General features: G+C 70.9%; 10 protein-coding genes. 3 read left to right on the top strand and 7 right to left on the bottom strand.

All coding sequences use genetic code 11. The features are described from left to right. Positions 1-45: 45 nt before the first annotated feature. Together ACH4F2_RS02945 and ACH4F2_RS02940 are read left to right on the top strand one after the other, a co-directional pair. Positions 46-774 (top strand): TioE family transcriptional regulator, encoded by a 729-nt coding sequence (locus tag ACH4F2_RS02945; RefSeq protein WP_398130923.1) that lies wholly within the window; start codon positions 46-48, stop codon positions 772-774. A 175-nt stretch (positions 775-949) separates the two neighbouring features. Further along, positions 950-2,350 carry a condensation domain-containing protein gene (locus ACH4F2_RS02940; protein ID WP_398130922.1) on the top strand — a complete coding sequence of 467 codons (1,401 nt, stop codon included), beginning with the start codon at positions 950-952 and terminating at the stop codon, positions 2,348-2,350. Positions 2,351-2,739: 389 nt separating this feature from the next. On the opposite strand, the gene ccsB is transcribed toward ACH4F2_RS02940, so the two are convergent. From ccsB to hemL, 7 genes are all read right to left on the bottom strand, one after another. After that, positions 2,740-3,873, bottom strand: coding sequence for a c-type cytochrome biogenesis protein CcsB (gene ccsB / locus ACH4F2_RS02935; RefSeq protein ID WP_398130921.1), 1,134 nt, complete (start codon positions 3,871-3,873; stop codon positions 2,740-2,742). Beyond that, entirely contained in the window at positions 3,870-5,642 is a 1,773-nt protein-coding gene (locus ACH4F2_RS02930) for a cytochrome c biogenesis protein ResB (RefSeq protein ID WP_398130920.1), read from the bottom strand. Before ACH4F2_RS02930 ends, ccsB begins: the two co-directional genes overlap by 4 nt. 3 nt (positions 5,643-5,645) lie before the next feature. Continuing rightward, positions 5,646-6,416, bottom strand: a complete 771-nt coding sequence (locus ACH4F2_RS02925) for a cytochrome c biogenesis CcdA family protein (RefSeq protein ID WP_398130919.1) — start codon at positions 6,414-6,416, stop codon at positions 5,646-5,648. Between the two features lies 1 nt (position 6,417). Beyond that, positions 6,418-7,092 carry a TlpA family protein disulfide reductase gene (locus ACH4F2_RS02920; protein ID WP_398130918.1) on the bottom strand — a complete coding sequence of 225 codons (675 nt, stop codon included), beginning with the start codon at positions 7,090-7,092 and terminating at the stop codon, positions 6,418-6,420. 66 nt (positions 7,093-7,158) lie between these two features. Next, a complete protein-coding gene (locus ACH4F2_RS02915) occupies positions 7,159-8,457 on the bottom strand; it encodes a hypothetical protein (RefSeq protein WP_398130917.1) in 1,299 nt (432 codons plus the stop codon). Positions 8,458-8,698: 241 nt separating this feature from the next. Next, positions 8,699-9,388, bottom strand: a complete 690-nt coding sequence (locus ACH4F2_RS02910; RefSeq protein WP_398131257.1) for a histidine phosphatase family protein — start codon at positions 9,386-9,388, stop codon at positions 8,699-8,701. A 23-nt stretch (positions 9,389-9,411) separates the two neighbouring features. Next, positions 9,412-10,728: a glutamate-1-semialdehyde 2,1-aminomutase gene (gene hemL / locus ACH4F2_RS02905; RefSeq protein ID WP_398130916.1), complete on the bottom strand. Its 1,317-nt coding sequence runs from the start codon at positions 10,726-10,728 to the stop codon at positions 9,412-9,414. A gap of 570 nt (positions 10,729-11,298) precedes the next feature. Between hemL and ACH4F2_RS02900 the strand changes: the two genes are divergently transcribed. After that, the gene (locus ACH4F2_RS02900) at positions 11,299-11,736 is read left to right on the top strand and encodes a hypothetical protein (RefSeq protein WP_003974483.1); all 438 of its coding nucleotides are present in this window, start codon (positions 11,299-11,301) and stop codon (positions 11,734-11,736) included. Positions 11,737-11,863 lie beyond the last annotated feature (127 nt).

The following is an 11,863-nucleotide window of genomic DNA, read 5'->3' as shown; positions in this document are numbered from 1 at the left end:
CGAACGTCTTCCGTCCCTGCACCGTCGCAGTACTAGGCTGCGGCCGTGACGCCAGACGACCGCCGTCTCCGCACCGTCGACCTGGCCCGGTCGGCCGGTCTCTCGACGCAGCAGATCCGCAACTACGAGGACGCCGGTGTCCTGCCCCCGGCCGGGCGGACCGAGTCCGGCTACCGCGTCTTCGGCGAGCGGCACCGGCACGCGCTGCTGACCTACCGCACGCTGCGGAAGGGCTACGAGCCGCTGACGGCGACGCGGACCATGCGGACCGTGCACGAGGGGGACATACCCGGCGCGCTCGCCCTGGTCGACGCCGCGCACGCCGCCCTGCACGAGGAGCGGGTCTCGCTGCGGGCCGCGAGCGAGGCGCTGGAGGCACTGGCACGGGAGGAGCCCGCGCCGTCGGCGGAGCGCTCGGGCGGGGGCACGCTGCGTATCGGCGAGGTGGCCGGGCTGCTGGGCGTACGGACGTCCGCGCTGCGGGTGTGGGAGGCGGCGGCACTGCTCACGCCGGGGCGGGAACGCGGCACCGGTTACCGCGTGTACGGACCCGCCGACGTCCGCGACGCCCGGGTCGTGCGCGCGCTGCGCCGCAGCCACCACCTCTTCGACCAGATCCGCCCCGTACTGGACGACCTGCGGCGCGAGGGTGGCAGTGAGGCCCTGCGGGCGGCGATCGAGGCGCGGGGGCGGGCGCTCACCGCGCGGACGCGGGCGATGCTCGCGGGGGCGGGCGCGCTGCACGCCTATCTGGAGGCAACGGCAACCCCGTAGCGGGAGGGAACGGCGGCTCCCTGCCCGGAGGGAACGACGACCCGGTAGCGATGTCGCACCGTCGTTCGAGAAGCCATCCGTTCCGTTGAACCGTGCCGACACACCAGGTGCGCGGTCGCGGACACGGCATTCCCTTGGTCGGGTCTGTCTACATCTGCGAACGGAGACCCCCCTCGTGCGAATGACCGACATCCAGCGCTGCGAGATCCGGCCCGGGCGCCTCGTCGAATGGACGCTCAGTCCCAGGACACTCGACATCGCGGCGTCGCTGCCCGAGGACACGAGGCCGCCGGCGTACATCCAGGAGTCGCACATCCGGACCGCCCGGTCGATCCGCGAGCAGGGCCTGTTCGTGCCGACCTGGCTCGGCGCGGCCTTCGACATCCCGGGCCCGGTCGACCTCGCCGTACTCCAGGAGGCGCTGCGGGCCTGGACGCTGCGGCACGAGACACTGCGCAGCGGCTTCCGCTGGAGTGGTGAGGCCGGTGACGCGGTGCGGCGGTTCACCGTCGACGCGGACGCGGTGTCCCTGCACCGTGCGGACGTCGGCGACTTCCCGGACGCCACCGACCTGGCCCGCCACCTCCGGGACCGCTTCGACCACGTCGCGGACGCGCTGCGCTGGCCCAACCTCATCTACACGGCGGTCGTCCGCGACGACGGCGTCAGTGTCTACATGGCCTTCGACCACAGCAATGTCGACGCCTACTCCATCTACCGCATCCCCGCCGAGATCCACGAGTTGTACGCGGCCGGTGTCGAGGGCCGGACCGTGCCGCAGCCGCGAGTCGGCAGCTACGTCGACTTCTGCGAGGCCGAGCGGGCGGACGCGGACCGGATCGACGGCGCCCACGACGTCGTCGCCCGCTGGCGGGAGTTCATCCAGCGGTGCGACGGGCGGCTGCCGTCCTTCCCGGTCGACCTCGGCGTGCGGCCCGGTGACCCGCTGCCCGAACAACGGCTGCTGCGCGAACCGCTGGTGGACGCGGCGGACGCCGCAGCCTTCGAGGCGTACTGCCGTCCCTACGGCGGCAGCCTGGTCGGTGTCCTGGCCGCCACCGCGCTCGTCGTCCACGAGATCGGCGGGGAACCCGTCTACCGCACGGTCGTGCCGTTCCACACCAGGTCGCGGTCCCAGTGGTCGCAGTCCGTGGGCTGGTACGTCGGTGGGGCGCCGATCGAGGTCCCGGTGACGCGTACGCACGACTTCCCGAGCGCCCTGCGGGCCGTCCGCGCCGAACTCCAGGCCAACCGGCGGCTGGCACGCATGCCGATCGACCGGGTGCTGCGCCTGCTCGGCACGGACTTCCGCCCGACCTCGCCCGACCTCTACTCGATCGTGTCGTACGTCGACGCCCGAGACGTCCCCGGCGCCGGCCACTGGCCGGACCGGACTGCGTACGCGCTGCTCAGGGTGTCGTACGGCGACCAGGTGTGCGCGTGGGTCACCCGGCTCCCGGAGGGCCTGTGGTTCGCGAGCCGTTACCCGGACACCGACATCGCGCACAAGAACCTGCGGCTGTACGTCGAGCGGTTGCGGGACATCGTCACGAGCGTCGCCCGTCCGCGTCTCTAGGAATTGCCGTCCGTCCCACTTCCTTTCGCCTCCCTCGCCCGTCGGCCGTCGGTCGTCGGTCGGAGTTCGCGAATCGCAGCAGCCGTGCAACGTTCCGACGTGTCGGAGTCCGCGACGTTTTCGTTCGAGTCACCGGCGGAGAAGTCGAGGACCTGGACCGGCACACGTGCCACAGCGGCCCCCGGACCCGGCGGGAGTCCGACAGCCGCGTACGAACGCGACGCCGTCGAGCGGGTCGCCCCGGTGATGGAGCGGTGGCCAGGGCCGACGAGCATCTCGGCTACGTCCTCGTCACCGCCCGGGCGCGCCCGGGGCCGTCCGGCGGGAAACGGCAGAGGCCGGCTCCCCCGACGTGAGTCGCGGCGGACCGGCCTCGTGGGGCTCCTGGTTCAGAAGCCGACGGACTGGAGGGCGCCCAGGCCCACGTCGGCGTAGGAGTGCTTGCCGGAGACGAAGATGTTGACGCCGTAGTAGTTGAACAGCCAGCACGCGAACGCGGCCAGCGCCAGGTAGGCGGCCTTGCGGCCCTTCCAGCCGGCGGTGGCGCGGGCGTGCAGGTAGCCGGCGTAGGCGACCCAGGTGATGAAGGACCAGGTCTCCTTGGGGTCCCAGCCCCAGTAGCGGCCCCAGGCGTCGCCCGCCCAGATCGCGCCCGCGATGATCGTGAACGTCCACAGCGGGAAGACGGCGGCGTTGACCCGGTAGGCGAACTTGTCGAGGGAGGCGGCGGCGGGCAGCCGGTCCAGTACCGAGTTGGCGAAGCGGCCGGGCTTGCCCCCGGAGGCGAGCTTGTTCTCGAAGCTGTCCTTGAACAGGTACAGGATCGTGGCGACCGCGCCGACGTAGAACACCGCGCCGCAGAAGATCGCGGTCGAGACGTGGATGTACATCCAGTACGAGTCGAGCGCGGGGACCAGCTGGTCACTGGCGGTGTAGAGGACCTTGACGGCGATACCGAGGTCCAGGATGACCGTGGTGATCAGCGGGAGGCCGAGCCAGCGGACGTTCTTCCTCAGGACGAGCAGCAGGAGGTACACGCCGACGGCGACCGTCGTGAACGTGATGTTGAACTCGTACATGTTGCCCCACGGCGCCCGCTTCACCGACAGGGCGCGGGCGAGCACGCCGCCGGCCTCCAGGGCGAAGCCGAGCACGGTGAGCGAGATGGCGATCCGCCCGTAGAGGTCGCCCTTCTCGGTGCCGCCGTGGGCACCCGGCCCGTCGGGCACGTCGCGGGTGCCGGTCGCGGACCGCACGACGACCTCGGGCCGCTCCAGTACGGCGGTGCCGCCGGCCTTGTTCACGGTGACGGCCGGGGCGGTCTTCGCCTTCGCGTCGGTGTCGGCGGTCAGTGCGGCGGCCGTACGGCCCACCTTGCTGCGGCTGCCGAAGGTCCACTCGGCGATGTAGGCCAGGAAGGCCAGCGTGTAGACCGCGATCGCGGAGTAGATCAGCGTGTTGCTGAGGTTCGCGAGGTCCTCGTTGGCCGCGGCGGCCAGCTGGGTTGCGGCGGCGAGAGTCATTTCTCAGCCCCTTCGGCAGGTACGACGTGGGTGTCGGGGGAATCGGGGGTGTCGTCGTCGTTCTTCGGTGCGTCGTGCGCTTCCGGTACGTCGGACGCGTCGGGTGCCTGCTCGTACAGGATCCCGGCGAGATCACCGAGCTCTTCGGGGACCTTCGCGGACTCGCTGCGCCCGAGGCCGGCCATCTCGACGACCGTGACGCCGTCGGCGCCCTTGACGGCCCGCACCCAGACGCGGCGGCGCTGGATGAACAGGGAACCGGCGAGGCCGAGGATGGCGGCGACGGAACCGGCGAGCGCCCAGCCGCTGGCGGGCTGCTCCGTGACCTGGAAGCCGGCCCATTCCTTGACGCCGTCGAAGGTGACGGTCCCGGCGCCGTTCGGAAGGGTCATGGTCTCGCCGATCCCCAGCTGCTTCTTGAACAGCTCGCCGTCGGAGTCCTTGAACTCCTCCAGGTTGGTCTTGTCGAGCTGGTAGATGCTCTTCGCGAAGCCCGCGTCGACGCCGAGGTCGCCGTGGTAGGCGGAGAGCGCGAGCATCGGGTTGGCCAGCGCGGGGAAGGTCGAGAGCATCGTGCTGCCCTCGCCGCCGTAGGTCGGCAGGAAGAAGGCGTTGAAGCCGAGCTGCTCCTTCTCGCCCTTGGCGTTGCGGTAGCCGTCGCGGACCATGACGGCGCCGGAGGAGGTGACGTTGGAGTCCAGCGGCAGCAGGGCGGTCGCCTCCTTGTCCATGACGACGTTGCCCTTGGCGTCCCTCACGGTGAGGACCGGCGCGTAGCCGTGGCTGACGAGGTAGACCTTCGAGCCGTCGATCTCCAGCGGCTGGTTGACCTCGATGGTGGTCGACTTCTCCTCGCCGTAGGCGCCTTCGCTGTAGTCGACGGTGGCCTCGTAGATGCGGGGGGTGCCGCGGTTGGGGCCGCTCGGCTCGTAGGTGCCGTGGAAGTTCTTCAGGGTGAAGCTGAAGGGGGCGAGGTCGTGGTCCGGGTCGAAGAGGTTGCCGGACTTGAAGTCGTCGTACTGGGTGAGCGTGTTGGAGAAGCCGTCACCCTCCACGATCAGTTTGTTGCCCTCGTACTTGAACAGCTGTCCCCAGGCGAAGGCGATCAGCATCACGATCAGCGCGATGTGGAAGACCAGGTTGCCGGCCTCGCGCACATAGCCCTTCTCGGCGGCGACGGCGTCACCGACGGTGTGGGCGCGGAAGCGGCGCTTCTTCAGCAGCGTCAGCGCGGCCTCACGGACCTGCTCGGGCTCGGCCCCGGTGCGCCAGGTGGTGTACGCGGGCAGCCGGTCCAGGCGCCGGGGGGCACCGGGCGGACGGCCGCGCAGCTGACCGACGAACTGCCAGGTGCGCGGGACGATGCAGCCGATGAGGGAGACGAACAGCAGGATGTAGATCGCGGAGAACCACACCGAGCTGTAGACGTGGAAGAGCCCGAGCTTGTCGTAGAGCGGACCGAGGACGTCGTGGCTCTCGCGGAACTCCTCGACCTTCATCTCGTCGACGCCGCTCTGCGGGATCAGCGAGCCGGGGATCGCGCCCAGCGACAGCAGCAGGAGCAGCAGCAGCGCCACCCGCATCGAGGTGAGCTGCCGCCAGAACCAGCGGCCCCAGCCGACGACGCCGAGGGACGGGAGGTTGGGTGCCTCCTCCTTGGGGGCGGTGGAGAGCTGGGAGCCGGCGGCGCCGAGGTCCTGGTCCTCGCCGGCTGCCGGTGCGCCCGCCGGGGTGTCCGTCGGGGTCTTGCCCGTGGTGGTCTTGCTCATCGGTCAGATCCCTACAGTGAAGCCGTTGGACCAGGTCTGCATGTCCTGCACGATGCCGTCCCACGCACCGGTCAGCAGCAGCAGGCCGGTCGCGATCATCATGACGCCGCCGACCCGCATCACCCACACATAGTGGCGCTTGATCCAGCCGAAGGCGCCGAGCGCCTTGCGGAAGGCGACCGCGGCGAGCACGAAGGGCAGGCCGAGGCCGACGCAGTAGGCGACGGTCAGTATCGCGCCGCGACCGGCCGTGCCCTGCTCGGACGAGAGGATCAGCACGGAGGAGAGGGTCGGGCCGATGCAGGGCGTCCAGCCGATGCCGAACAGCGCGCCCAGCACGGGGGCGCCGATCAGGCCGTTCACGGGCTTCTTGTGGAAGCGGAACTCGCGCTGGGTGAGCCAGGGCATCATCCCCATGAAGAAGACGCCCATGAGGATCATGAACGCGCCCAGCACCTTGGTCAGGACGCCCTGGCTCTCCTGGAGCGTCTGGCCGAAGAAGCCGAACAGCGCACCGCTGGAGACGAACACGGCGGTGAAGCCGAGGACGAAGAGAGACGCGCCCGCGACCATCCGCCCGCGCCGGGCCTCGGCCAGGTCGGTGCCGGTGACCCCGGTCACGTAGGAGAGGTAGCCGGGGACGAGCGGCAGGACGCAGGGCGAGAAGAAGGAGACGAGGCCGCCGAGCAACGCGATGGGCAGGGCCACCAGCAGGGCGCCGTTGAGCACCGTGTCGTTGGTGCCGGCCACGGCGAGCGTGGACAGTGCGCTCACGTCACTTCTCCGACTCGCCGGACTTGCCGGAGAGGTACGGGTCGAGCATCTTGCGGAGCTTCTCCTCGCTGAGCGCCTGGAGGGTGCGCGCGGCGACCTTCCCCTCCCGGTCGATGATGAGCGTGGAGGGGATGGCCTGCGGGTTGAGGGTGCCCTTCTCGAAACGGAGCATCAGCTTGCCGGCCGGGTCGTAGAGGCTGGGGTAGCTGACCCCGAACTCCTCCTCGAAGGCGCGGGCCGGGCCGGTGGACGTGTCGCGGGTGTTGATGCCGACGAACTGGACGCCCTGGTCCTTGACGTCCTGGTAGACCTTCTCGAAGTTCTTGGCCTCGGCGCGGCAGGGCGGGCACCAGGAGCCCCACACGTTGAGGACGACGACCTTGCCCTTGTAGTCGCCGACGTCCACCTGCCCCCCGTCGACCGTCTCGCCGGACAGGTCGGGGGCGTCGGCCCGCTCACCCTCCTTGACGGTGGAGATGCCGTCCGAGCCGGTGACGAAGCCGGTCTGGCCGCCGCCGCCCGAGGTGCCGCCGGAGCCGCACGCGGACACGAGCAGCGCGACCGCGGCGGCGCCGGTGGTCAGGGCGACGCGGCGACGGCCGCGGGCGGTGGTGCTGGCACGGTTCGAGCGGTTCGAGCGGTTCGAGCGCAGGGGGGCGCGGCTGGCGGCACTCATGTGAAAAGTTTCGCATGTCCGTTCCGGGGATCTTGCGCACCCCCCTCACGGGCGGGAACCCGCATTTCAGGAGGCGTTCACGGGGCCCGTCGAGGTGCTCGCGCGGGTCTCCCCGAGGAAGGCGTTCCAGCCGCCGGCCGGCCGCTGCCCCACCTCGACCGTCCGGAGCGCCGCCAGCACCTCCGGCTTCTGCACGTCCAGCCAGTCGGTGAACTGGCGGAAGGAGACGAGCCGGATGTCCCCGCCCCTCTCCTTCTCCCGCGCGACGTGCTCGAGGGTGTTCTCGACGGCGTCCATGTAGATGCCGCCGTTCCACTCCTCGAAGTGGTTGCCGATGAAGAAGGGCGCCCTGTTCGTCTCGTACGCCCGCTTGAAGCCCGATATGTAGGCGTTGGTGGCCTGTTCGCGCCAGCCCGGGTAGTTGTGCGCGGGCGCCTTGGTCGAGTTGACCGACTGGTTGGCGAGGATGTTGTAGTCCATGGACAGTACTTCGAACGAGTGTCCGGGGAAAGGTATCTGCTGCAACGGCAGGTCCCAGATCCCGTCCTTCTTCGCCGGCCACACCTGACGGCCGCCGGGCGAGGAGGCGTCGTAGCGCCAGCCGAGCTCGCGGGCGGTGGGCAGCAGGTTGTCCTGGCCGAGCAGGCAGGGCGTGCGGCCTCCGACGAGCTCCTTGTCGTAGTCGAAGGGCAGGGACGGCAGGTCGGTCCAGCCGGTGTTGGTCCGCCACTCCTTGACGAAGGACTTCGCCTGGTCGATCTCGCTGCGCCACTGCGCCGGCGTCCAGTCGCCGACCGTGCCGCTGCCGCCGCAGAAGTGGCCGTTGAAGTGGGTGCCGATCTCGTGGCCGTCCAGCCAGGCCCGGCGCACGTTGGTGAGGGTGTCCTTGATGTGCGCGTCGGTGAGGTAGCCGATGTCGGAGGCGCCGCGCCGGTTGTTCGGCGGGTCGTAGAGGCGCTTCTTCGATTCGGGCAGCAGGTACAGGCCCGAGAGGAAGAAGGTCATGTGCGCGCCGTGCTCCCGGGCGAGGTCGAGGAAGCGCGGGAAGAGCCCGTTGCCGACCTCCCCCGCCCCGTCCCAGGAGAAGACGACGAACTGCGGCGGGGTCTGCCCGGGCTCCAGCGGCACGGGCGCGTCCGGCTGGTGCGGCTGCTTGCCGGTGTACGACGTGGAGCCGTCGCCGATGGGCTTCGCGGGCGCCCCGCCGCCGGAGGGGGAGGGCCCGCCGGAAGCGCCGGCCCGGTGGGAGCCGTCCGACGATGTGTGGGTGCCGGAACCGCAGCCCGCGAGCCCGGCCGCGGCCGCGGCGCCCGCGCCGAGTCCGAGCATCCCCCTGCGGGTGAGAGTGCGGGTGGAAGTGCGCATCGCAACCTCGTTCGTCACGTCCTCTGGTGGTCAATCGGTCAGAGGACGCGACGAACGTGCGGGTTCCGGAAATTTGTGCGGGTTCCGTAACGAGTGTCCCGTACGGGCGGTCGCATGGCCGTACGGGCCGGGCATGGCCGGCCGGGCCGGGCGTCGCGTGGGCCGCAGGTGTCCGTACGGGGACGGGCCCCGTCAGCCGCGGGTGCCCTTACGAACGAGCCCCGTCGGCCGCGGGTGGCCGTCAGGCCCCGTAGGCCTTGCCCTTCCCCTTGACCGGCTTGGCCCCCGCGAGGAGGTGGGCCGGGACGAGGTCACGGGCAGGCTCGGTGTAGCCGACGGAGACGATCCGGTCACCCTGGTACGTGAACGTCGTCAGCGACGCCAGCGTGCACTGCCGCCTGCGCGGGTCGTGCCACAGCCGCCGCCGCTCGACGTACGACCGCAGGGTCCAGATCGGCAGCTGGTGGCTGACGACCACGGCCTCGTGCCCGCGGGCCCGGTCCCTGGCCGCGTCCAGCGCGCCCATCATGCGCACGACCTGGTCGACGTACGGCTCGCCCCAGGACGGCTTGAAGGGGTTGACCACGTGCTTCCAGTTGCCGGGCCGGCGCAGCGCGCCGTCGCCGATGCCGAAGGTCTTGCCCTGGAAGACGTTGCCCGCCTCGATGAGCCGCACGTCGGTGCCGAGGTCGAGTCCGTGCGCCTTGGCGATCGGCGTCGCCGTCTCCTGCGCCCGCTCCAGCGGGGAGGCCACGACGTACGTCACGTCGCGGGGGGCGAGGTGCTCGGCGACCCGGTCGGCCATGCGCCGGCCCAGCTCGGAGAGGTGGTAGCCGGGCAGCCGGCCGTAGAGGACACCGGTCGGGTTCTCCACCTCGCCGTGCCGCATCACGTGGACGACGGTGATGTCGTCCCTCACCCCGTCCCTCATGCCGTCCTGCTTCTCCCCGGCGCTCACGCGGTCGCCTCCGCCGCCGCGCGGGCCGCCGCCGGGAGGGCGTCGGCGACGCGCTGGACGGCGCGCTCGTCGTGCGCGGTGGACACGAACCAGGACTCGAAGGAGGACGGCGGCAGGTAGACGCCGTTCTCCAGCAGCGCGTGGAAGAAGGCGGTGAAGCGGAAGGACTCCTGCGCCTTGGCGTCCTCGTAGTTCCGCACGGGCCGGTCCGTGAAGAAGACGGAGAACATGTTGGAGGCGGTCTGCAGCGTGTGCGCGACGCCCTCCTTGTTCAGCGCCTCGGTGACGAGACCCTGGATCTGCGCGGACACGGCGTCGACGGTCCCGTACGCGGCGTCGTCGAGGAGCCGCAGCTGGGCGAGCCCGGCGGCGGTGGCGACCGGGTTACCGGAGAGGGTGCCGGCCTGGTAGACGGGCCCGGCCGGGGCGAGATGCGCCATGACGTCGGCGCGCCCGCCGAACGCGGCGGCGGGGAACCCGCCACCCATGACCTTCCCGAAGGTCATCAGGTCGGGGACGACGCCCTCGACCCCGTACCACCCGGCGCGGCTGGTCCGGAACCCGGTCATGACCTCGTCGGAGACGAACAGCGCGCCGTCGGCGGCACACGCGTCCTTCAGCCCCTGGTTGAACCCGGGCAGCGGCGGCACGACGCCCATGTTGCCGGGCGAGGCCTCCGTGATCACGCAGGCGATCTCGCCGGGGTGGGCGGCGAAGGCGGCGTGCACGGCGTCGAGGTCGTTGTACGGCAGGACGATCGTGTCGCTCGCCTGCGCGCCGGTGACACCGGGGGTGTCGGGCAGCGCGAAGGTGGCGACGCCGGACCCCGCGGCGGCGAGCAGCGAGTCGACGTGACCGTGGTAACACCCGGCGAACTTGATCACCTTGGTGCGCTGCGTGAACCCGCGGGCCAGCCGGATGGCCGACATGGTGGCCTCGGTCCCGCTGGACACCAGCCGCACCTGCTCCAGCGGGGCGACCCGCTCGACCATCGCCTCCGCGAGCGCGACCTCGCCCTCGGCGGGCGTACCGAACGACGTCCCGCGCGCGACCGCGTCCTGCACGGCGGCGATCACCTCGGGGTGGGCGTGCCCGAGGATCATCGGCCCCCAGGAGCAGACGAGGTCGACGTACTCCCGGCCGTCGGCGTCGGTCAGGTACGGCCCGGTGCCCGACACCATGAACCGGGGCGTGCCGCCCACGGCCCGGAAGGCCCGCACCGGGGAGTTCACGCCGCCCGGCGTGACGGCCGCCGCACGGTCGAACAGAGCCTGCGAGGCCGGTGCTTCGTATGGATATGCCAGTTCGCTCATGACCTGCGACTTCTCCGACCTTCTCGACCTTCTCCGACGTATCGGACCCTTGCTCGGACCCTGCTGGGGCCCACCCGGGCCCCACTCGGGCCTGCCCGGGCCTGCTCGGGCCCCCGCTCGGGCCCTGCTCGGCCTCTGGTTGCCCAGGGTGACCTCATCAGGGTAGACAACCCGCCCGACCGCCGTGCCGTCTGCCAGACTGGAGGCCATCCACGCAGCTCACGCGGCAGCGCGGAGAGGGGCTGCCGGCGTCCTGCGGACATATGACGGACATATGTTTCACCGCACGTTTCGGCGAGCGGCCGTGGGGGAGGTCACTGACACGATGATCGGGTTGCGCGGCGGGGGCCACGCGTCCTAGAAAAGCAGTCGGGTGGAGATATGCATCGCGGTGGCGGACTGGGCGAGGGGACCGACGACCTGGGTCCTCGACGTGCCCGGCGGGGAAGGCACCGACGCGAGGCGGAGGAGACGACCGAAGCACGTCAGACACACGGCACACCGGTCGAGCCCGACGGACTCGACCGACGCGCCGACCGGCTGGGGGCGGGGAGCAGGAATGGTGGTCGGGTGGGGGTGACCTACAAGTACTTCGGCGCGCCCGACGGCGCGACCGCGGCCCGCGTCCCGATCTCGATGCGCCCCGAGGAGCTCGGCGGCGACGAGCTCGGGATGAACGGCATGTTCACCAAGATCAAGCCGGAAACCATGGCCGCCATGGTCCTCACCGGCATCGAGGGCGTGCCCCTGCACAAGGTCCCCCCGCTGGAACTGGTCGTCCTGCACCCCGACTACGCGGTGGTGAAACTCCCGATGACCGTCGTCGACCCCCTGCGCGGCATCGGCGAGGAGGCCGTCGGCGCGGCGGCCTTCATCTGGTCGACGGTCCCGGACCGGGGCGGGCCACGGGACGCGTTCAACGTGTACCAGTTGCTGCACGAGTGGCAGGACTTCAGCCATCGGCTGCATGAGGCGGGGCATCAGCCGTACTGCCTGGTGTGGCCCTGAGCTGGGGTTCGTAGAGGTCGGGCGGGGTCTTCGGGCCTCGCTCTCGTCATGTGCCGAAAGGGTCCTTCAGGCGGCCAGGGCACATTGAGGGCACATCGGTTTCGCTGGGGTGGTGATGTGCCCCGGG

The sequence above is a fragment of the Streptomyces sp. NPDC017890 genome, from assembly GCF_044328675.1.
Classification (GTDB): domain Bacteria; phylum Actinomycetota; class Actinomycetes; order Streptomycetales; family Streptomycetaceae; genus Streptomyces.
Note: the sequence above shows the minus strand (reverse complement) of the source record. Positions and strands in the feature narration are given on the sequence as shown.